This window comes from Microbacterium sp. NPDC077663 (genome assembly GCF_044542795.1).
In the GTDB taxonomy this organism is placed as follows: domain Bacteria; phylum Actinomycetota; class Actinomycetes; order Actinomycetales; family Microbacteriaceae; genus Microbacterium.
The window spans coordinates 428,239-450,506 of sequence record NZ_JBITVE010000001.1 but is presented as its reverse complement, the minus strand read 5'-3'; the positions used below and the strand labels follow the sequence as shown (position 1 = coordinate 450,506).

The 22,268-nt window shown below is 70.6% G+C and carries 21 protein-coding genes and 1 pseudogene; 10 read left to right on the top strand and 12 right to left on the bottom strand.

Translation table 11 applies throughout. The features are described from left to right. Positions 1-95: 95 nt before the first annotated feature. From ACIGEP_RS02165 to ACIGEP_RS02150, 4 genes and pseudogenes are all read right to left on the bottom strand, one after another. A pseudogene (locus ACIGEP_RS02165) lies at positions 96-2,145 on the bottom strand (heavy metal translocating P-type ATPase). Positions 2,146-2,220: 75 nt separating this feature from the next. Then, the gene (locus tag ACIGEP_RS02160; protein WP_396659992.1) at positions 2,221-2,718 is read right to left on the bottom strand and encodes an HNH endonuclease; all 498 of its coding nucleotides are present in this window, start codon (positions 2,716-2,718) and stop codon (positions 2,221-2,223) included. Positions 2,719-3,023: 305 nt separating this feature from the next. Further along, positions 3,024-3,887 (bottom strand): M23 family metallopeptidase, encoded by an 864-nt coding sequence (locus ACIGEP_RS02155; RefSeq protein WP_396659991.1) that lies wholly within the window; start codon positions 3,885-3,887, stop codon positions 3,024-3,026. A gap of 219 nt (positions 3,888-4,106) precedes the next feature. Further along, positions 4,107-4,811: a metal-dependent transcriptional regulator gene (locus ACIGEP_RS02150; protein ID WP_396659990.1), complete on the bottom strand. Its 705-nt coding sequence runs from the start codon at positions 4,809-4,811 to the stop codon at positions 4,107-4,109. A gap of 108 nt (positions 4,812-4,919) precedes the next feature. Here ACIGEP_RS02150 and serC point away from each other — a divergent pair, with 108 nt between their 5' ends. Beyond that, a complete protein-coding gene (gene serC, locus ACIGEP_RS02145) occupies positions 4,920-6,038 on the top strand; it encodes a phosphoserine transaminase (protein WP_396659989.1) in 1,119 nt (372 codons plus the stop codon). A gap of 71 nt (positions 6,039-6,109) precedes the next feature. On the opposite strand, the gene ACIGEP_RS02140 is transcribed toward serC, so the two are convergent. Both ACIGEP_RS02140 and ACIGEP_RS02135 read right to left on the bottom strand, forming a co-directional pair. Beyond that, positions 6,110-6,886, bottom strand: a complete 777-nt coding sequence (locus tag ACIGEP_RS02140; RefSeq protein ID WP_396659988.1) for a DUF3027 domain-containing protein — start codon at positions 6,884-6,886, stop codon at positions 6,110-6,112. Further along, entirely contained in the window at positions 6,870-7,253 is a 384-nt protein-coding gene (locus ACIGEP_RS02135; RefSeq protein ID WP_396659987.1) for a cold-shock protein, read from the bottom strand. The genes ACIGEP_RS02140 and ACIGEP_RS02135 overlap by 17 nt, the downstream gene beginning before the upstream one ends. 107 nt (positions 7,254-7,360) lie before the next feature. Between ACIGEP_RS02135 and ACIGEP_RS02130 the strand changes: the two genes are divergently transcribed. The 3 genes from ACIGEP_RS02130 to ACIGEP_RS02120 are packed head-to-tail and all read left to right on the top strand — an operon-like array spanning position 7,361 to position 11,018. Then, positions 7,361-7,639, top strand: coding sequence for a multidrug ABC transporter ATPase (locus ACIGEP_RS02130; RefSeq protein ID WP_396659986.1), 279 nt, complete (start codon positions 7,361-7,363; stop codon positions 7,637-7,639). A 1-nt stretch (position 7,640) separates the two neighbouring features. Then, positions 7,641-9,347: a helicase-associated domain-containing protein gene (locus ACIGEP_RS02125; RefSeq protein ID WP_396659985.1), complete on the top strand. Its 1,707-nt coding sequence runs from the start codon at positions 7,641-7,643 to the stop codon at positions 9,345-9,347. A gap of 27 nt (positions 9,348-9,374) precedes the next feature. After that, a complete protein-coding gene (locus ACIGEP_RS02120; RefSeq protein WP_396659984.1) occupies positions 9,375-11,018 on the top strand; it encodes a DNA repair helicase XPB in 1,644 nt (547 codons plus the stop codon). 21 nt (positions 11,019-11,039) lie between these two features. Here the strand turns inward: ACIGEP_RS02120 and ACIGEP_RS02115 are convergent, their stop codons facing one another. Next, on the bottom strand, positions 11,040-12,401 hold the full coding sequence (locus tag ACIGEP_RS02115) for a type II CAAX prenyl endopeptidase Rce1 family protein (protein WP_396659983.1): 1,362 nt from the start codon (positions 12,399-12,401) through the stop codon (positions 11,040-11,042). Positions 12,402-12,500: 99 nt separating this feature from the next. Between ACIGEP_RS02115 and ACIGEP_RS02110 the strand changes: the two genes are divergently transcribed. The 3 genes from ACIGEP_RS02110 (at position 12,501) to ACIGEP_RS02100 (ending at position 15,326) form a co-directional block, all read left to right on the top strand. After that, positions 12,501-13,193: a response regulator transcription factor gene (locus ACIGEP_RS02110; protein WP_396659982.1), complete on the top strand. Its 693-nt coding sequence runs from the start codon at positions 12,501-12,503 to the stop codon at positions 13,191-13,193. 115 nt (positions 13,194-13,308) lie between these two features. After that, positions 13,309-14,925: a sensor histidine kinase gene (locus ACIGEP_RS02105; RefSeq protein WP_396659981.1), complete on the top strand. Its 1,617-nt coding sequence runs from the start codon at positions 13,309-13,311 to the stop codon at positions 14,923-14,925. Between the two features lie 113 nt (positions 14,926-15,038). Continuing rightward, complete coding sequence (locus tag ACIGEP_RS02100; protein WP_396659980.1) at positions 15,039-15,326, top strand: WXG100 family type VII secretion target; 288 nt, start codon at positions 15,039-15,041, stop codon at positions 15,324-15,326. Positions 15,327-15,391: 65 nt separating this feature from the next. Here ACIGEP_RS02100 and groL read toward each other — a convergent pair whose 3' ends face one another. Further along, positions 15,392-17,011 carry a chaperonin GroEL gene (gene groL, locus ACIGEP_RS02095; RefSeq protein ID WP_396659979.1) on the bottom strand — a complete coding sequence of 540 codons (1,620 nt, stop codon included), beginning with the start codon at positions 17,009-17,011 and terminating at the stop codon, positions 15,392-15,394. A 272-nt stretch (positions 17,012-17,283) separates the two neighbouring features. On the opposite strand from groL, the gene ACIGEP_RS02090 reads away from it, so the two are divergent. After that, positions 17,284-17,808: a DUF4303 domain-containing protein gene (locus ACIGEP_RS02090; protein WP_396659978.1), complete on the top strand. Its 525-nt coding sequence runs from the start codon at positions 17,284-17,286 to the stop codon at positions 17,806-17,808. A gap of 6 nt (positions 17,809-17,814) precedes the next feature. On the opposite strand, the gene ACIGEP_RS02085 is transcribed toward ACIGEP_RS02090, so the two are convergent. The 3 genes from ACIGEP_RS02085 to ACIGEP_RS02075 form a co-directional block, all read right to left on the bottom strand. After that, positions 17,815-18,018 (bottom strand): cold-shock protein, encoded by a 204-nt coding sequence (locus ACIGEP_RS02085; RefSeq protein ID WP_064001526.1) that lies wholly within the window; start codon positions 18,016-18,018, stop codon positions 17,815-17,817. A 142-nt stretch (positions 18,019-18,160) separates the two neighbouring features. Next, positions 18,161-18,793, bottom strand: coding sequence for a LytR C-terminal domain-containing protein (locus ACIGEP_RS02080; RefSeq protein WP_396659977.1), 633 nt, complete (start codon positions 18,791-18,793; stop codon positions 18,161-18,163). 9 nt (positions 18,794-18,802) lie between these two features. Then, the gene (locus ACIGEP_RS02075; protein ID WP_396659976.1) at positions 18,803-19,063 is read right to left on the bottom strand and encodes a DUF3263 domain-containing protein; all 261 of its coding nucleotides are present in this window, start codon (positions 19,061-19,063) and stop codon (positions 18,803-18,805) included. An 87-nt stretch (positions 19,064-19,150) separates the two neighbouring features. Here ACIGEP_RS02075 and msrB point away from each other — a divergent pair, with 87 nt between their 5' ends. Continuing rightward, positions 19,151-19,555: a peptide-methionine (R)-S-oxide reductase MsrB gene (gene msrB / locus ACIGEP_RS02070; protein WP_396659975.1), complete on the top strand. Its 405-nt coding sequence runs from the start codon at positions 19,151-19,153 to the stop codon at positions 19,553-19,555. A gap of 121 nt (positions 19,556-19,676) precedes the next feature. Next, the gene (locus ACIGEP_RS02065) at positions 19,677-21,311 is read left to right on the top strand and encodes a protein kinase (RefSeq protein ID WP_396659974.1); all 1,635 of its coding nucleotides are present in this window, start codon (positions 19,677-19,679) and stop codon (positions 21,309-21,311) included. Positions 21,312-21,317: 6 nt separating this feature from the next. Here the strand turns inward: ACIGEP_RS02065 and ACIGEP_RS02060 are convergent, their stop codons facing one another. Further along, positions 21,318-22,268, bottom strand: a complete 951-nt coding sequence (locus tag ACIGEP_RS02060) for a DMT family transporter (RefSeq protein WP_396659973.1) — start codon at positions 22,266-22,268, stop codon at positions 21,318-21,320.

Below are 22,268 nucleotides of genomic sequence, written 5' to 3'. Positions count from 1 at the left end.
CGACATGGTAGAAGCTTTGTTCGAGTGACTCAAGCGGTCGAGTTCGAAGATACGCACGCCCTCCGACATCGCCCCCCGCTCCCATCACCCCCGCCTCACACCTCGCGGACGCTGACCTCCGGCCGCAGGTCCATCCGCCGCAGCAGCTGCGCATTCAGCGCGACGACCACCGTCGACAGCGACATGAGGACGGCGCCGACCGACATCGGCAGCACGAACCCGACCGGCGCGAGCACACCCGCCGCAAGCGGCACCGACAGCAGGTTGTACCCCGCCGCCCACCACAGGTTCTGCTGCATCTTGCGATACGAGCGGCGCGACAGCGCGATCACCGACACCACGCTGCGAGGATCCGACCCCGCCAGCACGACACCCGCCGAGGCGATCGCGACATCGGTCCCCGCCCCGATCGCGATCCCGACGTCGGCGCGCGCCAATGCCGGCGCATCGTTGACGCCGTCGCCGACCATCGCGACCTTCCGCCCCTCCGCCTGGAGGGCGGCGACCGCGTCGGACTTGTCCTCGGGACGCACCTGCGCGAACACCCGATCGATCCCGAGCTCGTCACCCACCGACCGCGCCACCGCCTCGGCGTCACCCGTGATCATGACCACCTGCACGCCCAGCCGGTGCAGCGCGTCGACGGCCGCACGCGACTCCGGCCGCACCTCGTCCGCGAGCTTCAGCCCGCCCACGACCTCGCCGTCCCGCACGACGTGCAGGATGATCGCCCCGTCCGCGCGCCACGCCTCTGCGGCATCCACTTCTCTCGCCCCGATCTCCTCGAGCAGGCGAGGACCACCCACCCGCACCGACGCGCCGTCGACGGATGCCGTGACCCCCACCGCGGGCGACGACGAAAACCCCGTCGCCGCCGGCACGCTCAGCCCGCGCTCCCTCGCGGCGCGCACGATCGCGCGCGCCAGCGGATGCTCGCTGTCCGCCTCCGCCGCTGCGGCGAGGGCGAGCACCTCGTCCTCACCGAGCCGAGCGGATGCCGCGACCTCCGCGACGACCGGCTCGCCCTTCGTGAGGGTGCCGGTCTTGTCGAACAGCACCGTGTCGACCGTCCGCATCGCCTCGAGGGCGAGCCGATCGGTCACGAGCACACCGCCGCGCGCCGCGCGTTCGGTCGCGATCGAGACGACCAGCGGGATGGCGAGGCCGAGCGCGTGCGGGCAGGCGATGACGAGGACCGTGATCGTCCGCACGACCGCCTCGTCCGGCATCCCGATCAGCGTCCAGACGAGCGCCGTCACGACGGCGGCACCGAGCGCGAACCAGAACAGCAGCGCCGCGGCGCGATCGGCGATGCGCTGCGCCCGCGACGTCGAGTTCTGCGCGTCGCTGACGAGGCGACGGATGCCGGCCAACGCCGTGTCGTCACCGGTCGCCGTGACCTCGACACGCAACCCGGAATCGGTCGCCACGGTGCCGGCGGTGACCGGATCGCCCACGCTCCGCACGACGGGGCGGGATTCGCCCGTGATCATCGACTCGTCCATCTCCGCACGGCCGTCGACCACCCGGCCGTCCGCAGGGGCACTCCCCCCGGGACGGACGACGACGATGTCGCCGACCCGCAGCTCGCTCGGTGCGACGGTGACGACCGCGTCACCGTCGACGCGCTCCGCCTCGTCGGGCAGCAACGCCGCGAGCGAGTCCAGAGCCGAGCTCGTCTGCGCGATCGACCGCATCTCGATCCAATGACCGAGCAGCATGATGACGATGAGGAGTGCGAGCTCCCACCAGAACTCGAGTTCGTGGTGAAGGATGCCGAGGCTCGCCCCCCCAGGACGCGAGGAACGCGACTGTGATCGCCAACGCGATCAGCAGCATCATCCCCGGCGAGCGGCGTCGCAGCTCCGAGACGGCGCCGGTCAGGAACGGTCGGCCGCCCCACACGAACATCACGGTCCCGAGCACGGGGGCGACCCACCGCATCCACCCCGTCACCTCGTAGCCGAGGATCATCGCGAACATCGGGGATGCCGCCACCACCGGGACCGCGATCAGCAGGTTGATCCAGAACAGCCGCCGGAACTGACCGGCATGGTCGCCGTGCCCGCCGTGCATGTCATGCCCGCCGTGCCCCGTGTGCCCGCCGTGCATCGCGTGCCCCGTGTGATCGTGCGCCCCGGCCATGTCGCTCCCTCCGCCATACCCCCTAGGGGTATAGACGACACAACACGGAGATCGCGCCCGTATTCCGCCGCGCCTCTACGCGGCGAGCGCCAGGTACGGCTCCCACGCCGGGTCGGTGCGCTCGGTTCCGCGCACGCGCCACCCGGCGCCGCGCGGAGCCGACGGGGTCCAGCGCAGCTCCCAGTGCATCTCTTGGGGCGTCCGGTCACCCTTCACGTTGTTGCACCGCAGGCACGCAGCCACGAGGTTCTCCCACGAGTCGGCTCCCCCGCGCGACCGGGGCAGCACATGGTCGATCGTCGTCGCATTCTTGCCGCAGTACGCGCAGCGGTTCCCGTCGCGCCGCAGCACCCCGCGGCGCGTGACGGGCACACGGCGTCCGGCGGGGATCCGCACATAGCGCGTCAGCACGATGACGGCGGGACGGTCGTACACGTCACGGGTCCCCCAGACGGGATCCTCCTCGACGCGCTCGATGATGGTGGCCTTCTCCGTCATCACGAGCACGAGCGCTCGCTTGAAGGAGACGACGGCCAGGGGTTCGTAACCTGCGTTCAGCACCAGGGTGCGCATGGGGTGTCCTCTCGAACTGCCGTGACGGCTTCAGCGGCCTTCCGTTGTGTCGACGCGGCGCGGGTCGAGAGGGGTGCGGGTACGAAAAAAGGCGCTGTCATGATGACAGCGCCTTCATCGCACGACCGACGTCGTGGCAATCGTGCACACGATGCCGCAGCACATGCCGACCTAGCGCATTCCGGTTGCGAATGCGGGGTTGGATGTCCATGCGGCTCCCCTCGGCTCGAACGAGCGTCGGGGTCAGGCTAATACACCCGGGGATGCCCGAGGGCGAACAGCAGACGAACGGATGCCGTGTGTCGTCAGCCCGCGTTGGCCTGCAGCCACGACTCGGCGTTGGTGTAGCCGTTGTTCACGCGGATCTCGAGGTGCAGGTGGGTGCCGTTGGCGCGCCCGGTCGAGCCGACCTGGCCGATGAGCTGGCCGGCCGAGACCTTGTCGCCCACGGAGACGCGACGCGTACCCCAGTCCATGTGCGCGTAGAGCGAGGTCACGCTCGTGCCGCCGATGTTGTGGGCGATCTTCACGTACACGCCCCAGCCCGGTCCGGACTCGGACGAGGCGACGACGGTACCGTCGGCGACCGCGTAGATCGGCTCGCCGCGACCGACCATGTAGTCGGTGCCCTTGTGTCCGGCGTACGGGGTGCCGAAGTTGTTGAAGTGTGCAAGCGGGCGACGGACCGTGCCCGATCCCGGTGCGACGAGGGGCACGGCGGACGAGAAGCTCGAGGACCGCGAGCTCGACGCGCTCGCCGATGCGAGGCGGGCGGCGAGCGCGGCCTTGGCGGCCTCTTCGGCGGCCTTCTTGGCCTTGGCGGCTGCGATCTCCTCAGGGGTCGTGGCGGAGTATCCACCGCGCTCGAGGGTCTCGGGACTGCCCTCCGAGGCGACGACGAGCGACTGCGCGTCGTCGGCGGAGACCTGCTGCAGCGTGCGCGCCTCGGCGACGTCGCCGCGGTCGGCCGCCGCGAAGGCGGGGATGGCGACCGTCGCGACCATCCCGGCGACGGCGGCGACGGTGATGAAGCTGCGGACGGGGTGCGGACGGGCGGCGGTCGAACGGGTCGCGGGCGCTTTCGCAGCGACGCGGCGGCTCAGGCGACCTTTGCGGGGGGCCGTCGACGCCTCAGAAATCTCGTTCGACGGGTGGAACTCTTCAGCCAAGCTGTCCTCCGGCGCCTCCGCATCCCTGCTGGCAGGATGCTGGCTCGTCGGCACTCAGTGTCGGGCACAGATGTACGGGGCACTTCGCGAATGACGAGCCGGAGAGGCAACTCGCGGAGCGGTCCGTGGCGGGCTTCTCGCCGATGGACTCTCCGAGGCTACCCGAAGGTAACGAATATGTCACGCTACCGGCCCCGAACCGGGACGGGCGAACGGGCCTCAGAGCTCGCGGACGTCCACGAGGAAGAGGTGCGAGGCGACCTCGACGGGCAGTTCGAGCGCCTCGTCGACACCGTCCATCTCGACGAGGACGTAGCCCTCGTTGAAGCGGAACGAGCCCGTGCGACCCGGCACGACGCCGGCATCGCGCAGCTGGGCGAGCAGCTCGGGGTCGACCTGGATCGGCTCCGCGAGACGGCGGACACTGCCCGTGATCGGGCCACCGGCATCCGTCAGTCGGCGGACGAGCCCCACGACTCCGCTGTCGAAGGCGTTGGCGGGAACATCGCCCAGCTGGTCGAGCCCCGGGATCGGGTTGCCGTAGGGCGACTCGGTCGGGTGGTCGAGCAGCTCGATCAGGCGGCGTTCGACGAGCTCGCTCATGACGTGCTCCCACCGGCAGGCCTCTTCGTGGACGTAGGCCCAGTCCAGACCGATGACGTCCGACAGCAGGCGCTCGGCCAAGCGGTGCTTGCGCATCACGTCGACCGCCTTCTGGCGCCCCGAATCGGTGAGTTCGAGCTTGCGGTCCTCGGACACCACGACGAGACCGTCGCGCTCCATCCGGCCGATCGTCTGCGACACCGTCGGGCCCGAGTGCCCGAGGCGCTCCGAGATGCGCGCGCGCAGAGGCGTGATGCCCTCTTCCTCGAGCTCGAGGATGGTGCGCAGATACATCTCTGTGGTGTCGATGAGGTCGGTCATCAGGGGCCTTTTCGCGCGGGAGACAGTGCGTCCCCAGCCTATCGGGCATCCGGTCACCGGGCGTCACGCGGCCGGGGCGGCGGGGGCTCGCGCCCTAGACTTCTCGGCATGGCGACTGTGACCCTGCCCCCCGAGTTCCTCCCCGTCGACGGCCGTTTCGGCTGCGGTCCGTCCAAGGTCCGTGCCGAGCAGCTCGAGGCGCTCGTCACGCAGGGGTCGACGCTGTTCGGCACCTCGCACCGTCAGGCGCCGGTGAAGGACCTCGTGGGTCGCACCCGCGCCGGCCTGGCCGAGCTCCTCCGCCTGCCTGAGGGCTACGAGATCATCCTCGGCAACGGCGGCTCGACCGCGTTCTGGGACGCCGCGGCGTTCGGGCTCATCGAGAAGCGCGCGCAGAACCTCGTCTTCGGCGAGTTCGGCGGCAAGTTCGCCGCCGCTGCCGGTGCGCCGTGGCTCGAGGCACCGGATGTCCGCAAGGCCGAGCCCGGCACGAGCGCCGCCCCCGAGGCGGTCGAGGGCGTCGACGTCTACGCCTGGCCGCACAACGAGACCTCGACCGGTGTCGCGACGGCGATCCGCCGCGTCCACGGCGACGCCAGCGCGCTGACCGTCGTCGACGCGACGAGCGCCGCCGGCGGTATCGACTTCGACGTGACCGAGACGGACGTCTACTACTTCGCACCCCAGAAGAACCTCGGCTCCGACGGCGGCCTCTGGTACGCCGCGGTCTCGCCGGCCGCCATCGAGCGGATCGAGCGGGTCGCGGCATCCGGTCGGTACATCCCCGAGTTCCTGAGCCTCAAGAACGCGCTCGACAACTCGCGCCTGCAGCAGACCCTCAACACCCCCGCCATCGCGACCCTGCAGCTGCTCGACACGCAGCTGCAGTGGATAAACAGCAACGGCGGGCTCGCCTGGGCGGGCGCCCGCACGGTGGAGTCGTCGGGTGCGCTCTACGAGTGGGCGGATGCCGCATCCTTCGCGACCCCGTTCGTCCAGAGCCCCGCGGACCGCTCCCCCGTCGTCGTCACGATCGACTTCGACGAGTCGATCGATGCCGCCGCGATCGCGAAGAGCCTGCGTGCCAACGGCATCGTCGACACCGAGCCGTACCGCAAGCTCGGCCGCAACCAGCTGCGCGTGGCGACCTTCGTCTCGATCGAGCCGTCCGATGTCCGCACCCTCATCGGAGCCATCGACTACACCGTCGAGCACCTCGCCGACTGACCCCTGCATACAGTCGCGGCCCCGAGGAGTGATCCCCGGGGCCGCGTCCGTATGAGAGCGGATACCGCGCGTCAGTACTCGCGCAGCGACTCCCGCGAATCCTCGTCGTCGCCCGGCTCGTCGTCGTCCGACTCGTCGTCGTCGGCATCCGCGGCTTCGTCGACGTCGTCCGAGTCGTCATCCTCCCCGGGCGCGCCCGCGGTGTCGTCGAGTTCGTCGATGTCCACGCCGTCCACGTCGCCGGCGTGCAGGATCGGGGACCCGTCGGTGTCGAAGTCGGCCGCGTCGACGTCGTCGACATCGTCCTCGTCGTCGTCGTCGTCCTCCGCGGACTCGTCACCCTCGCCGGCGGCGGCCTGGGCGGCCTGGTACTCGGCGAGGCGCTCGGCCCAGGGCAGCCACTCGGGGGCGAGCAGCGCTCCGTCGCCGGGAAGGAGCTCGACCTCGAGCACCGTCGGCTCGGCGCCCTCGACGACGGCGACGCTCACAGTCCAGAACCACCCGGGGTAGCCGTCCATCCGGTTCGCGAACCGCAGCGAGACGACGCCGCCGTCCTCGACGACGTATCCGGCGGCCTCGCCGATCGTCGATTCCGGGGTCACCTCGAGCAGTGCCGCGCGCGCCAGATCGTGCGCGTCGAACAGACGCGGGTCGACGGCGACCGGCTCCTCCGCGACAGTGTCCGCAGCGGCGGTCTCGCCCTCGGCGACGTCCGGTTCGCTCGCACCGGGCTCGATCGCGTCGGACTCGGCCGGCGCAGCGGCGTCGACCTCGGGCTGCGCAGCGGTGTCGACCTCTGGCTGCGCGAGGGCGTCAGCCTCGTCGGGCTGTTCAGGCATCGAGGTCATCGGCAACCTTGCGCAGGATCGCCGCGACCTTCTTGCCGTGCGACGTGCTCGGGTAGCGGCCGTGGCGCAGGTCGCCGCCGATGCCGTCGAGGAGCTTCACGAGGTCCTCGACGATGACCGCCATGTCGTCGGCCTTGGGACGGTTGCGCTTGCTGAGGCTGACGGGAGCGTCGAGAACGCGGACGGCGAGCGCCTGAAGACCGCGGCGGCCGTCGACGACGCCGAACTCCAGGCGCGTGCCGGGCTTCATCGTCGTGGTCCCTGCGGGGAGCGCCGTCGCGTGCAGGAAGACGTCCTGACCGTCGTCGCCGGTGATGAAGCCGAATCCCTTCGCCTCGTCGTAGAACCTGACCTTGCCGGTGGGCATGTGTCGAAACCTCGCTGCTCGAGCCCGCGTGCGGGCATGGAAAAGTGGGACCGTCTCAGCCCCATCCCCCAGACTACGTCACGCCGGCGAGCCGCTACTCTGATCGGATGACCACTCCGCCCTCGGCCGGTGACCTTCCCGTCCGTCGCATCGACCGCATCCTGGCGTTCATGTCCCTGGGGCTGCTGGTGCTCTCGGTCATCTGCTTCTTCGCGATCATCATCGCCTCCGGCCCGGGGGGCCTCGAGCAGGCCGACTTCGCGACGGGTGTCTGGCCCGTCGTGACGCTGATCGTGTACGTCGCCCCGCCGGTGGCCTTCGCGCTCCTGCTGGCGCTGCTGATCATGACCTTCGTCAGACGGGGACGGGCGAACAAGGGTCGTTGACGTGACCGCCTCCGACGCTCGTGCCCTCGCGACCCGCCTCGCGACGCTCGATCCGGATGCCCTCGCCGCTCTGCTCGACGCCCGGCACATCTCGCCCGGCACGTCGTGGACCGACTTCTTCGATGCTGCCGATGCGCTGCTGGATCCCGCCCACCTGACCCGCGCTCTCGCCGACGTCTCCGACCTCGAGGCCGCCGCACTCCAGGCAGCGGTCAGCGGCGGCACCGCGGTCGCCCCCTCGGTCCGCGACGGCCTCGTCGCCCGCGCCCTCGCCGACGAGAGCGGCCGCCCCTACGATGCGGTAGCGGCCGCGCTCGACGCCGCGACTCCGATCGCGGCACCGGCCGTGTTCGACGGCGGCACGGAGTCGGATGCCGCGAGCGCCGAGCGTGCCTTCGACGCCGTCGCGTCGCTCGCCGACATCCTCCACGCCACGACACGCAGCCCCCTGGGACGCATCGGCTCGGGCGCGCTGAGTGCCGGCGACCGTCGACGCCTCGTCGAGACCGGGGCCGCGCACACCCCGGACGGCGCCGACACGCTCGTCGCGATCGCGGCGCAGGCGGGGCTGCTGTCAGGATCGGAGCGCACCTGGTCGATCTCCGATGCGGGGATGCGGTGGCTCGAGACGCGCACCCTCGAGAGGTGGCTCGACGTCGCCCATCGCCTGCGCGATCGACTCCCGGCTGCGCTGCGGACGCCCGAGGGCGGATGGCGCCCCGCCGCGCAGTGGGCCGGCGCCCACCCCTTCGACCCCTCCTGGCCCGACCGGGTCACGCGACTGGCCGCGATGCTGACGCAGTGGGCGATGACCGCCCCCGACGGCACACCGCCGGCGTGGGCGGCAGGACTCGCCGGTGGGGCGGATGCCGACGCCGCCACCCTGCGCTCGCTCCTCCCCCACGAGGTCGACAAGGTCTATCTGCAGAACGACCTCACCGCGATCGCCCCCGGCCCGCTCGAGCCGCAGCTCGATCTGCGTCTGCGCGCCACGGCACGGCGGGAGTCCCGTGCCCAGGCGGCGACCTACCGGTTCACGGCCGAGACGATCGGCGCCGCCTTCGCCGCCGGGGAGACCGCGGCATCCCTCACCGAGTTCCTCGCCACCCTGTCGCTCACCGGCGTGCCGCAGCCGCTCGCCTACGAGATCGAGCGCGCCGCCGCGCGGCACGGCCGGCTGCGCGTCGGCCCCGACTGGCAGGGGTGGACGCGGCTCTCGGGCGACGCGGACCTGCTCGAGGCGATCGGCGTCGATCAGGCGCTGCGCCCGCTCGGACTCGTGCCCGACGGTGCCGACCTCGTGACGCGGATCAGTGCCGACACGACGTCCCGGATGCTCGCCGACGCTCGCTATCCGGTGCTCGCGGTGGACGCCGACGGCGCACCCCGCACCCCGGGCCGGCAGGAGATCGTCGAGAGCGAGTCGCCCGGAGCCCCGGCATCCGAGCGCTACCGCACCCTCATCGAGACCCTGCGGGCGAGCCTGTCGGACGACGCGGATGCCGCCTGGCTCGAACGCGAGCTCGACCAGGCCGTCCGCACCCGCGCGACGATCGAGATCACGGTGCGGATGCCCGACGGCTCCTCACGCGACGTCACCCTCGAGGCGGCCGGGCTGGGCGGCGGCCGACTGCGCGGCCGCGACCGCGCCGCCGACGTCGAACGCACCCTGCCCCTGTCGAGCATCGTGAGCGTGCGCCCGGTGTGACCGGACGGGCCGGTAGACTTGCTCGTTATGGCTGACGGCCCCCTCATCGTTCAGAGCGACCGCACCGTGCTGCTCGAAGTGGCGCACCCCGACGCGGAGAACGCTCGCCACGAGCTCGCGATCTTCGCCGAGCTCGAGCGCGCCCCCGAGCACATCCACACCTACCGCGTGACACGGCTCGGGCTGTGGAACGCGCGCGCAGCCGGGCATGACGCCGAGGACATGCTGGCGACGCTGGAACGCTGGGCCAAGTTCCCCGTGCCGCCGTCGGTGTCGATCGACATCCGTGAGACCGTCGGCCGCTACGGCCGCCTGGTCATCGAGCGCGACGACGAGGGCACGCTCATCCTCCGCTCCACCGACAAGGCCGTGCTCGCCGAGATCGCGCGGAACCGCCGCATCCAGCCGCTCCTGATCGCCCACCCGACCCCCGACACCTACGTCATCGACGCCTGGGCGCGCGGTCAGATCAAGCAGGAACTGCTGAAGATCGGCTGGCCCGCCGAGGACCACGCCGGTTTCACCCCCGGCACCCCGCACGAGATCGAGCTGCACGAGGACGGCTGGACGCTGCGCCCGTACCAGCGCAAGGCCGTCGACATCTTCAGCGAGGGCGGCTCGGGTGTGGTCGTCCTCCCCTGCGGTGCCGGCAAGACGCTCGTCGGCGCGGCGGCGATGGCCGACACGAAGACGACGACCCTCATTCTCGTGACCAACACCGTCAGCGCCCGCCAGTGGCGCGACGAGCTGCTCAAGCGCACCTCACTGACCCCCGAGGAGATCGGCGAGTATTCCGGCCAGGTCAAGGAGGTCAAGCCGGTCACCATCGCGACCTACCAGATCCTCACCGCGAAGCGGAGAGGCGAGTATGCGCACCTGGCGCTGCTCGACGCGCTCGACTGGGGGCTCATCGTGTACGACGAGGTGCACCTGCTCCCCGCACCCGTCTTCAAGCTGACGGCCGACCTGCAGGCGCGGCGCCGGCTCGGTCTCACCGCGACGCTCGTCCGTGAAGACGGTCGCGAAGGGGACGTGTTCAGCCTCATCGGCCCCAAGCGGTTCGACGCGCCGTGGAAGGAGATCGAGGCCCAGGGGTTCATCTCCCCCGCGGTCTGCTACGAGGTGCGCATCGACCTGCCGGCATCCGACCGGCTGGAGTACGCCGCCTCCGCCGATGACGAGCGCTACCGCCTCGCGGCGACGGCGCACGCCAAGATCGACGTCGTCCGCGACCTCGTCGCCAAGCACGAGGGTGAGCAGATCCTCGTGATCGGGCAGTACCTCGACCAGATCGACGTGCTCTCCGAGGAGCTCGGGGCGCCGAAGATCACGGGCTCGACGCCGGTCGACGAGCGCGAGGAGCTGTTCGACGCGTTCCGGCACGCCCGCATCCCGGTGCTCGTCGTCTCGAAGGTCGCGAACTTCTCGATCGATCTGCCCGACGCCTCTGTCGCGATCCAGGTCTCGGGCTCGTTCGGCTCGCGGCAGGAGGAGGCCCAGCGCCTCGGCCGCCTGCTGCGACCCAAGTCCAACGGGCACAAGGCGAGCTTCTACACGCTCATCGCCCGCGACACGGTCGACCAGGACTTCGCGCAGAACCGCCAGCGGTTCCTCGCCGAGCAGGGCTACAGCTACACGATCCTCGACGCCGACGACCTGCGCGCCGCCTGAGCGTCGCCGGGGCCGATCGCCTCAATCGGAGGACGAGCTCGACCCGGATGCCCCGCCGCCACCCGACGTGCCGGAGCCGTCCGGCGCGGGGCTCGGATCGCCCGACGGCGCGTCCGGCGCCCGCGAGGGGTCGGGGGTCGGTGCGTACTCGCCCCACCGAGGCGCCTGATGCGGCTGCAGGGGCGGACCGGTGTAGGGCTCGGCCGGTGTCGGATCGGGCGCCGGCGTCACCGGCGGCTGCCCGTACATCGGCGGCTGCCCGTACTGTGGCTGACCGTAGACGGGAGGCTGGCCGGACACGGGCGGCTGCCCGTACACCGGCGGCTGGCCGTACACCGAGGGCTGGCCATAGACCGGGGGCTGCCCGTACGCGGGAGGCTGGCCGTAGGGCAGTTGTCCGTACACGGGCGGCGCGTAGACAGGCTCGGGCGCGGGTGTCAGACGCAGCGTGCGTCGACCGTCCCCGCGTCGCCACAGCCATTCGACGACCCCGACGTAGACGGCGATCATGACGACCGACGACACCAGTCCCATCACCGTCGTGTCGGTCGCGTTGGCGTCGCTGAGCCCGAAGACCGAGAACCCGAACGCCACGATGTTGTTGATCACGTGCAGCGCGATCGCCGCCTCGAGACCGCCGGTGCGCCAGGTGAGCCACCCCGCCGCGATCGCGAACACCGCGACGCTCGTCTGCCCCAGCACGTCGTACACGTGCCCGAGGACGAAGAGCGGAACAGGCAGCAGGATCGCCCAGGCGGGATGCCGCAGCCAGCGTCCGACCGTCTGCATGAGGTACCCACGGAAGACGTATTCCTCCGCGGTCGCCTGGAACGGCACGAGCAGGAGGACGACCAGCAGCGACGCGACGAACGACGCGTTGTCCTGAGGGGCGACGAGGGTACCCCCCGAGCTCTCGTCGACGGGGATGAGGAAGGTCAGTGCCGAGACCACGATGTAGACGACGACCGCGGCTCCGGTGCACAGCAGCATCCACCGCCACCGCAGCCGGCCCGCGACCGACGAGATGCGGCCGATGCCCTTGCCGGCGACGATCCACGAGGCGAACAGATACGACGGCCAGAGGATCGCGAGCGACAGCAGGATCACCGCGAGGCCGACCGGATCGGTGACATCCATCACCGTCAGTCGTCGCAGCATCGCATCGGCACCGGCGGTGGGGTCGGCGGCGAACACGAGGATGCCGAACAGCAGACCGATCACCAGCGAGCCGACGAGGAAGAAGACGACGCCGAGGATGCCGGTGACCAGCGGCACCCACCAGCCCCGGCGCTCGCGCGCGAAGACGAGACGGTGGAACGCGAGACCGTCCCCGGTCGCGTCGGCGGGAAGGGGGTGCGGAGGTCGGGGCTGCGGAACAGTCACCGTCCCATCCTGTCTCACCCGGAACGGGGATCGTACCCTGAGGCGACCCGACGCGGGAATGTCCAGCAAACCGATGGATTCCGGTGCCAGTATGGGCACATGACCGCTGCGCGAATCCTCGTCGTCGACGACGAGCCGAACATCCGGGACCTGCTGGTCACGAGTCTTCGGTTCGCCGGATACCAGGTCCGCGCCGTCGCGAACGGCGCTCAGACCATCTCGGCCGTCCTCGAGGAAGAACCCGACCTCATCATCCTCGACGTCATGCTGCCCGACATGAACGGGTTCAGCGTCACCAAGCGCCTCCGCGGCGCGGGGTACACCGCCCCCATCCTCTTCCTCACCGCCAAGGACGCCACCGAGGACAAGATCGAGGGCCTCAACTCCGGTGGCGACGACTACGTCACCAAGCCCTTCAGCCTCGACGAGATCGTCGCCCGCATCCAGGCGATCCTGCGTCGCACGATGCAGGCCGACGAGGATTCGATCATCAAGGCCGGCGAGATCACGATGGACCAGGACACGCACGACGTCCAGGTCGGCGACGTCTCGATCGACCTGTCCCCCACCGAGTTCAAGCTCCTGCGCTACCTGATGCTCAACCCCAACCGGGTGCTCAGCAAGGCGCAGATCCTCGACCACGTGTGGGAGTACGACTTCAACGGCGACGCCGGCATCGTCGAGAGCTACATCTCCTACCTGCGCCGCAAGATCGACCCGCACTCGTCCGAGCCGCTCATCCAGACCAAGCGCGGCTTCGGATACATGCTGAAGGCCGACCGCACCACCTGAACGGAGGCGCCCCCTGGGCCCGACCGAGAAGCAGGACCGCGTCACCCGCTGGTGGCGCGGTCTCAGCCTGCGCGCGAAGGTCACCGGGGTCACCGTCAGCGTCCTCGCCTTCGGGATGATCGGCGCGGGCGTCGGCACGATGATCTTCCTGCGCAACGCGCAGCTGAACTCCGTCGACCAGTCCCTCACCCAGACGGTGACGACCGACATCGCGAGCAACCTCATGAACGTCACGATCGACGACGGCGAGGCGAGCTTCACCCCCATCGCAGCGGCGCCGACCGACTTCACCGTCGCGGTGTACAGCGGCAAGGGAGACGGTCAGCTGCTGGCCGTCGCCGGCGGGGACTCCTCACTGTCGCCGCCGCGGTTCCCCACCACGTTCTCCCTCGACCAGACCGTCCTCAATGGGACGGCGCCCTTCGACCTCGCGTCCGCCGACGGCACCGTGCGCTACCGCGCGAGCGTGGACACCCTCCCGATCCCCGGCTCGCGCGACTACTACACGCAGCTCGTCGCCCTCCCCCTCAACGAGGTCAACCGCACCGTCGCCAACTACATCGGCATTTACACGGCGCTCGCCCTGTTCACGATCCTCTGCAGCGCCGTCCTCACCCGCGGTCTCGTGACCCTCGCGTTCCGCGGGCTCGGGCAGGTCGAATCCACGGCCATGACCATCGCGAAGGGTGACTTCAGCCAGCGCATGAGCGACATCGCGCCGGGAACCGAAGTGGGGCGCCTCAAGACCGCGGTGAACGTCATGCTCGATCGCATCGACGAGGCCCTCGGTGAACGCGATTCGACCGTCGACCGGATGCGGCGATTCATCGGCGATGCGAGTCACGAGCTCCGCACACCGCTCGTGACAGTCCGCGGCTACGCGGAGCTCTACCGGATGGGGGCGATCCAGGATCCCGAGCAGACCGCGCAGGCGATGGAGCGCATCGAGAAGGAGGCGATCCGGATGGGGGCACTGGTCGAGGATCTGCTCGCCCTCGCCCGCCTCGACGAGCAGCGCGACGTCACGGTCGTTCCGGTCGACCTCCGCCCCATCGCCCGTGACGCCGCGCTGGACGCGCGCGCCGCGGCCCCCGACCGCGAGGTGACCTTCACGGGGCAGGCGCCGACGGCGGCGATCCCCTTGGCGATCCTGTCCGAGCCCGACGCCGAGTCGCCGAAGCGCCGCGGCGGGCCGATCGCCGGTGCCGGACGCCTCCTCCGCCGGCGGGGACGAACGGATGCCCCTCCCCCCGCCCTGGTGACGACCCCCATCGTCATGCCCGCGCCTCCCGAGGTCGCCCCGATCGTGCTCGGCGACGAGAACCGCATCCGTCAGGTCGTAGCGAACCTCCTCGGCAACGCCCGCCGCTACACGCCCGAAGGGTCGCCGATCGAGCTCGCCGTGGGTGCGAACCTCGAGTCGTCGCGCGGCTGGATCTCGGTGGCCGATCACGGCGAGGGGATCCCGGAGCAGATCCGCGCCAAGATCTTCCAGCGCTTCTGGCGAGCGGACTCGTCGCGTACCCGTGAGACCGGCGGATCCGGGCTCGGCCTGTCGATCGTCGCGTCGATCGTGACCACGCTGCAGGGCACCATCGAGGTCACCGACACCCCCGGTGGCGGTGCGACCTTCACGGTGTGGCTGCCGCTCGCCGTCGATCGTGCGACCGCCGGTGCGGCCCTGGATCTGACGACGCAGCCGCTGCCGCGGACACCGCGACCCGAGGCCTGAGACCTCCTCCCCAGGGCGGTTCGCCTCCCCCGACTCCCCCGGCTTCCGCGGCAGCACGAGGGTGAGGGGAGGATCGCTCCTAGCGTGACGGCATCCGATCGAAAGGAACCGTCATGTCCACCTTCACCGTCGACAGCGATGCCGTCCTCGCCGCCACCAGCACGATCCGCGCCACCGGCGACCGCGTCCAGTCCGAGACCACCGCGATGCTCGGACACCTGACCCAGCTGCAGGGGTCGTGGACCGGCAGCGCGTCGATCGCCTTCCAGTCCGTGGTCGAGCGCTGGCGCGCGGCACAGCGCGAACTCGACGCCGCCCTCGCCGACATCAGCACGGCCCTCGGCGCCGTCGGTCAGCAGTACGCGCAGACCGAGATGGCCGCCGCCGGGATGTTCCGCTGACACCGCCCGGAACGACGAAGGGCCCCTCCCGGAGGAGGGGCCCTTCGTGACGGATCAGCGGAGGATCAGAAGTCCATGCCGCCGGTCGGGTCGCCTGCCGGCGCCGCAGCCTTCTCGGGCTTGTCGGCGACGACGACCTCGGTCGTCAGGAACAGGCCGGCGATCGACGCGGCGTTCTGCAGCGCCGAGCGGGTGACCTTGGCCGGGTCGATGATGCCCGCCGCGAACATGTCGACGTACTCGCCCGTGGCGGCGTTGAGGCCCTGACCCGCGGGGAGCTCGGCGACCTTGTTCGAGACGACACCGGGCTCGAGGCCCGCGTTCAGCGCGATCTGCTTCAGCGGAGCCTGGATGGCGACCTTCACGATGTTCGCGCCGGTGGCCTCGTCACCCTCGAGCTCGAGCCTGGCGAAAGCCTTCTCGCCCGCCTGGATCAGCGCGACGCCACCACCGGGGACGATGCCCTCCTCGACGGCCGCCTTCGCGTTGCGGACGGCGTCCTCGATGCGGTGCTTGCGCTCCTTGAGCTCGACCTCGGTGGCCGCGCCCGCCTTGATGACGGCGACGCCGCCGGCGAGCTTGGCCAGACGCTCCTGCAGCTTCTCGCGGTCGTAGTCGCTGTCGGTGTTCTCGATCTCGCGGCGGATCTGGGTCACGCGACCCTCGATCTGCGACGCGTCACCGGCACCTTCGACGATGGTGGTCTCGTCCTTGGTGATGATGACCTTGCGCGCACGGCCGAGCAGGTCGAGGGTGGCGTTCTCGAGCTTGAGACCGACCTCCTCGGTGATGACCTGGCCGCCGGTGAGGATCGCGATGTCCTGCAGCTGAGCCTTGCGACGGTCGCCGAAGCCGGGGGCCTTGACGGCGGCCGACTTGAAGATGCCGCGGATCTTGTTGAGCACCAGGGTCGCGAGAGCCTCACCCTCGACGTCCTCGGCGATGATCAGGAGCTCCTTGCCGTCCTGGATCACCTTGTCGACGACGGGCAGAAGGTCCTTGATGTTCGAGATCTTCTGGTTCGCGATGAGGATGTACGGGTCTTCGAAGACCGCTTCCTGACGCTCGGCGTCGGTGACGAAGTAGGGGTTGATGTAGCCCTTGTCGAAGCGCATGCCCTCGGTGAGCTCGAGCTCGGTGCCGAAGGTGTTGGACTCCTCGACGGTGACGACGCCTTCCTTGCCCACCTTGTCGATGGCCTCGGCGATCAGGGCGCCGATCTCGGGGTCGGCGGCCGAGATGGATGCCGTCGCCGCGATCTGGTCCTTGGTCTCGATCTCCTTCGCACCGGCGAGCAGCTCGTCGGAGAGAGCCTTGACGGCCTTCTCGATGCCCTTCTTGAGCGAGATCGGGTCGGCGCCGGCTGCGACGTTGCGCAGGCCCTCGCGCACGAGCGCCTGGGCGAGGACGGTGGCCGTCGTCGTACCGTCACCGGCGACGTCGTCGGTCTTCTTCGCGACCTCCTTGACGAGCTCCGCGCCGATCTTCTCGTACGGGTCGTCGAGTTCGATCTCCTTGGCGATCGACACGCCGTCGTTCGTGATCGTGGGGGCGCCCCACTTCTTCTCGAGCACGACGTTGCGGCCGCGGGGGCCGAGCGTCACCTTGACGGCGTCGGCCAGGGTGTTGAGGCCGCGCTCGAGGCCGCGACGGGCCTCCTCGTCGAAAGCGATGATCTTTGCCATAAGTGTGTCGTCCCTCCCGGACGTGAGGTTCAGTACCGTGCCCCCAGGGACTGGGAGCGGGATAGTTCTGGCACTCAGGATGAGTGAGTGCTAAATCATTCTGGCACTCGACCCTAGGGAGTGCAAGCCGCCGCGACCGCGCCGCGACCACTCGGCATCCGCCCGCTACGAGCTCGCCGGCGATACGGTGGGACTCGTCGCGCCGATCACCGCAACGGCGCCATCCCCGCCCGCACGGAGGACCGGATGCCGACGACACGAGATCTCCTGCGATGAGCCGCGAGATCATTCGCAGGATGCTGCAGCAGGCGACTCTCGCGGCCTTCGACGACGCGATCTCCTCACTCGCCGGTGAGCACCTGTACGCCGTCGCCCTGACCACCGACGACGGCGGGATGAGTCCCGGTCTCTGCGTGACCACCGTCGAGCACCACCGACGACGACGAGCAGCCGCGGCGATGAGCGGCGACCTCTCCGAACCCGGGTACGACGCCTACCTGCGGTGGGACACCGCCGAATGGCGCGACGAGCTGGTCGGCTGGGAGCACTTCGAGGCGGTGGCGCGAGTCATCGACGAGACGGCCGACGACGCGGACGACTGGTTCGAGGAGCACATCGCCGCCCTCATCGCGGCACTCGCCGCCGTGAGGGCGGCACGCGGACATCTGCTGGACGGAGTCACGCTCTTCGTCTCGGTCACCGACGGCGACGAGAGGGAGGCCGTCGAGAATCTGTCCGCGACGGAGCTGAACCCTCCCGAGGTGAGCGGACCTTTCCTGCGCCGATACGACGGCTGACCGCCGTCAGGCGACGACGCGGACGGACTCCGCCTGGGGGCCCTTCTGCCCGGTCCCGACGGTGAACTCGACCGCCTGACCCTCTTCGAGCACACGGAACCCCGACATCTCGATGTTCGAGTAGTGGACGAAGACATCCTGTCCGTCACCGAGGGTGATGAAACCGAAGCCCTTCTCGGCGTTGAACCACTTGACGGTTCCCTGGGTCATGCGAATCTCCTGAAGCTGTGGGACATCGAAATGCTAGCCACGCCGCAGTGCTGGATTCGGCGGTTCCAGGCTTTGTTGACACCGCTGAACCGAAGTGTTTACGACAGCGAAACACGGGGCGATCACGCCGCCGCGGGCGGGGTCACTCCGAGCCGAAGTCCACCCCGACGACCACCACGAGCTGGGAGCGCGGCTCGCCGCCCGCGCTCGCCGTCTCGGGCGGTGCGACGACCTGGTAGGTGTCGTCGAGCGAGACCTCCGCACCGCCGATCGCGTCGGCCAATCCTCGGGCGGCAGCCTCGTCGGCCGCGGTGCCGTAGTAGACGGTCGTGGTCGGGAAGTCGTCCGAGCTGGCGTTGCTCTCTTCGACGTCCGCCTCCGCCCATCCCGCCGCGATCACGTCGCTCCGCACGGCCTCCCCCAGCGCGGCGTCGGGCGTCGCGTTCAGGACGAGCACCTGATACGACGTGTCGATCTGCGGGGCGACCACCTGCGATGTGCTGGTGGATTCCGGGCGAGGAGCGAAGTCGAGACGACCGGTCGCGAACATCGTGCTGAGCACACCGGCCGCGACGATCGCGACGGTGGCGACCACCGACCAGAGGACGATGACCCCCACGCGCAGTCGCGGGTTCTCCGCCCGATGCGCGCCGACCCGGGCCGGGTGACGCGGCACGTCGTCGAAGCGGTCCTTCGCGGCGGCGCGCACCGCCGATGCGTAGGGTTCCGCGGAGGTGGGCTGCTCTGGCTCGGGCGGGGAGGTCGGAGACGGCACCCGAGAATGCTACCGGGCCGATGCCGGGAGGATCCTGGCGCGGGAGCGGCGCTCCCGTTCCTGCGCGACCTGGAGTCGCCGCAGCCGGTGGACGAGGACCGGGTCGTAGCTGACGGCATCCGCCGAGTCCAAGATCCGTCCGAGCAATTGGTAGTAGCGTGCGGGCGTCAGACCGAGCTCGGCGCGCAGCGCCTCCTCCTTCGCACCGGAGTGCCCAGGCCACTGCGACTCGAAGTCGAGCACGGCGCGGTCGCGATCTGAGAGGGGCACTCCCCCACGGTACGACGGTCGTCGTCCGCCACAGCGGAACATCGGGGCGGTTCGTCCGGTTGAATATGTCGAGGGAAGGAAGAACACATGAGCTATCGCGTGGAGAAGACCGACGAGCAGTGGCGGGAGGAGCTGACTCCCGAGCAGTACGCCGTCCTGCGGCAGGCGGGAACGGAGCGCGCGTGGACCGGCGAACTCCTCGACGAGGACCGTGCCGGCCTCTACACCTGTGCGGCGTGCGGCTCCGAGCTGTTCCAGAGCGGGACCAAGTTCGACTCGCACTGCGGCTGGCCGAGCTTCTACGAGTCGGTCCGCCCCGAGGCGGTCCAGCTCATCGAGGACCGCAGTCACGGGATGGTGCGCACCGAGGTGCGCTGCGCGAACTGCGGTTCGCACCTGGGGCACGTGTTCCCGGACGGTTTCGGCACCCCCACGGGCGACCGTTACTGTATGAACTCGCTGTCGCTCTCGTTCGCCCCGAAGAACGACTGACCCCGGCGGCGCACGTCCGCTTGCAGGCCGCGTCGACACCGTCAACCCTGGTGTCGTCGCGGCCTGTCGCATCTAGCGAGGGGGCGAGCGCGGTGAGAGTCGCCGCGGTCGGAGGATGCACATGCCCGACAGCACCGACCCCGCCGACGACCTGCTGGGCGGGCGCTACCGCCTCGGCGAGACACTGGGACGCGGCGGCATGGCCGACGTCCACCGCGGCGTCGACGTCGTCCTCGGGCGCGAGGTCGCGATCAAGATCGTGCGCTCGGGTGCCGACGGGGTCGCTGCAGACAGCCGTGCGCGCGGCGAGGTCAGCGTGCTGGCTGCCCTCAATCACCCGTCGCTGGTGACGCTCTACGACGCTCAGCTCGATGCCGACCCGCCCTATCTCGTGATGGAACTCGTCGAGGGACCCACCCTCACGACGCGCATCGCCCAGTCCCCGTTGACGCCGTCCGCGGCGGTGACGATGGCCGCCGAGCTCGGCGAAGCCCTTCATGTCGCCCATGGAGCCGGCGTCGTCCACCGCGACGTGAAGCCCTCGAACGTGCTGCTCGCACCCTCGCACCTGCCCGATCAGGAATTCCGCGCCAAACTCGCCGACTTCGGCATCGCCTATCTCGTCGACACAGCCCGGGTGACCAATCCCGGTGAGGTGGTCGGCACGGCCGCCTATCTTGCGCCCGAGCAGGTGCGGGGCGTCGACCCGGCACCGCCCGCCGACGTCTACGCTCTCGGGCTCGTCCTCATCGAGGCGCTGACGGGGACACGCGCCTTCCCGGATGCGGCTGGTGTCGCGACCGCCCTGGCCAGACTCGACGCCCCGCCGGTCATTCCGTCGGCACTCGAGCCGGACTGGCAGGAACTTCTCCGGGAGATGACCCGCGTCGACCCCCTCGATCGCCCCACGGCGCTCGAGGTCGCGATGCGTGCGCGCTCGCTCGCCGCGGCCGCGCCGGAGGACGATCCCGCACCCGCGCTGCCCGCTCCGCCCGCGGTGGCGGCGGTCGCCGGTGCAACGGCGGCGGATGCCGCGACCGAGGCGCTCCCGCCCGCCGGCGCCGCCGCTCCCGCTCGGTCCGAGCCCGCAACGGCTCCCACGAGCCTGCTCGCCATCGCGACCGAGGCCCTGCCTGCCGCCGACGCGACGCGCACCCCGGTGGCGGACGCATCTGCCACGGACGCATCGGCGGCGCCTGCCTCGGCGCCCCTTGCCTCGCAGAACGACGGAGCCATGCCTCCGGCCGGCCGCCGGACCCGACGACGCTCGCGGCGGCGGGCGGCGGTCTGGATCACCGCGGCGGCCGCGGCGGCGCTGGTCGCCGGCACCGGCGGCATCCTCGCCCTCACCGCCGGCGGCGACGAGGTGACTCCGGCGGACCCGGCTCCCGTCACCGACCCGACGCCGGGGGTCAGCCCGACCGCTCCCGTGGTCGAGGACGACACCCCCGAGGAGGTCGACACGGTCAGCGACACGGGTACGACGCCGGAGCAGGAGGCGACGCCGACGCCGGAAGAGACCACCGAGGCGCCCGACGACGAGGCGACGCCCGACGACGAGGCGACACCCGACGACGGCGCCACCGATCCCGCGGACGACACCGGCACGACCGACGGTTCCGACGAGGGCGTCACCGAAGACGGCGCCGCCGACCCCGCTGAACCGAGCCCCGCGCCTTCCGACAACACCGTGACCGAGCCCGATCCGGCGGACAGTCCGGCGCCGGAGGCACCGTCGCCCGCGCCGACGGGCTGACCCGCCTCAGCGCCGCACGCGCCAGAACGCCGCGACGAACACCGACGCCAGCCCGATGACGACCGTGACGGCCTCGATGACCACGCCGGGACCGGCCGGAGCGGGCCAGAGGACGTCGAGCGCGAGAGACGCGAGCAGCTGGCCGGACACCGCCGCCAGGCCGAACAGGAGCACTCCCGTCCTGGCGACGATCGCCGCCGACAGCACGATGTACGCGACGCCCAGCGCACCGCCGAGGTACAGCCACGGCTCGGTCGGGAGCGCCGCCGGCGGACCGTCGACGATCGTGACGATCGCGGCCAGGACCGCGAGGATCGCCGTGCCGAGCGTGAAGTTCACCAGCGTGGCCGTGACCGGGGTCCCGACGCGGGCGCGCAGTCTCCCGTTGGTCGCCTGCTGCCAGGCGAGCCCCGCACCGACGATCACGGGGAGCACGACCATCCAGACGGGCACCCCGGCGAGTCCGTCCCCCGAGATCAGCACGACCCCCACCGCGGCCAGCGCGAGCGCGCCGCCGACCAGGCGCGGCACAGTGACAGCGACGACTCCGCCCGGCCCGTAGCCGACGCGGTCGAGGATCAGACCGCCCACCATCTGTCCCGCGACGATGCCGACCGTGAAGAGCGACACCCCCACGATCCCGACGGCGACGGCCTGCGTGCCGACCGTCAGCGCTCCCGCGGCGCCGCCCACCAGCATCCACCACGGAATACTGCGTTCACGGATGCCGCGGGTCAGCACGACCGCGCCGCGACGGCCTGCGGGGGTCAGGAGCGAGACGAGAGCGATGAGCAGCAGTCCGCTGCCGAACGAGATGACGGCGGCCGCCATCGCGTGCTCCAGGCGCACGCCGAGCTGACCGTTGATGCGCGCCTGGACGGCGGTCAGGATGCCGACCGACACCGCTCCGAGCAGCGCCGGCGCGAGCCGCGACGACGGCGATGACGCGCTCGTCAC

Excerpts from the sequence above, each read along its gene's own strand:
- ACIGEP_RS02160 (WP_396659992.1), bottom strand. The coding sequence starts at position 2,718 with ATGCGCACCCTGGTGCTGAACGCAGGTTACGAACCCCTGGCCGTCGTC.
- ACIGEP_RS02150 (WP_396659990.1), bottom strand. The coding sequence starts at position 4,811 with ATGACCGACCTCATCGACACCACAGAGATGTATCTGCGCACCATCCTC.
- serC (WP_396659989.1), top strand. The coding sequence starts at position 4,920 with ATGGCGACTGTGACCCTGCCCCCCGAGTTCCTCCCCGTCGACGGCCGT.
- ACIGEP_RS02140 (WP_396659988.1), bottom strand. The coding sequence starts at position 6,886 with ATGACCTCGATGCCTGAACAGCCCGACGAGGCTGACGCCCTCGCGCAG.
- ACIGEP_RS02135 (WP_396659987.1), bottom strand. The coding sequence starts at position 7,253 with ATGCCCACCGGCAAGGTCAGGTTCTACGACGAGGCGAAGGGATTCGGC.
- ACIGEP_RS02130 (WP_396659986.1), top strand. The coding sequence starts at position 7,361 with ATGACCACTCCGCCCTCGGCCGGTGACCTTCCCGTCCGTCGCATCGAC.
- ACIGEP_RS02120 (WP_396659984.1), top strand. The coding sequence starts at position 9,375 with ATGGCTGACGGCCCCCTCATCGTTCAGAGCGACCGCACCGTGCTGCTC.
- ACIGEP_RS02110 (WP_396659982.1), top strand. The coding sequence starts at position 12,501 with ATGACCGCTGCGCGAATCCTCGTCGTCGACGACGAGCCGAACATCCGG.
- ACIGEP_RS02105 (WP_396659981.1), top strand. The coding sequence starts at position 13,309 with ATGATCGGCGCGGGCGTCGGCACGATGATCTTCCTGCGCAACGCGCAG.
- ACIGEP_RS02100 (WP_396659980.1), top strand. The coding sequence starts at position 15,039 with ATGTCCACCTTCACCGTCGACAGCGATGCCGTCCTCGCCGCCACCAGC.
- groL (WP_396659979.1), bottom strand. The coding sequence starts at position 17,011 with ATGGCAAAGATCATCGCTTTCGACGAGGAGGCCCGTCGCGGCCTCGAG.
- ACIGEP_RS02090 (WP_396659978.1), top strand. The coding sequence starts at position 17,284 with ATGAGCCGCGAGATCATTCGCAGGATGCTGCAGCAGGCGACTCTCGCG.
- ACIGEP_RS02085 (WP_064001526.1), bottom strand. The coding sequence starts at position 18,018 with ATGACCCAGGGAACCGTCAAGTGGTTCAACGCCGAGAAGGGCTTCGGT.
- msrB (WP_396659975.1), top strand. The coding sequence starts at position 19,151 with ATGAGCTATCGCGTGGAGAAGACCGACGAGCAGTGGCGGGAGGAGCTG.
- ACIGEP_RS02065 (WP_396659974.1), top strand. The coding sequence starts at position 19,677 with ATGCCCGACAGCACCGACCCCGCCGACGACCTGCTGGGCGGGCGCTAC.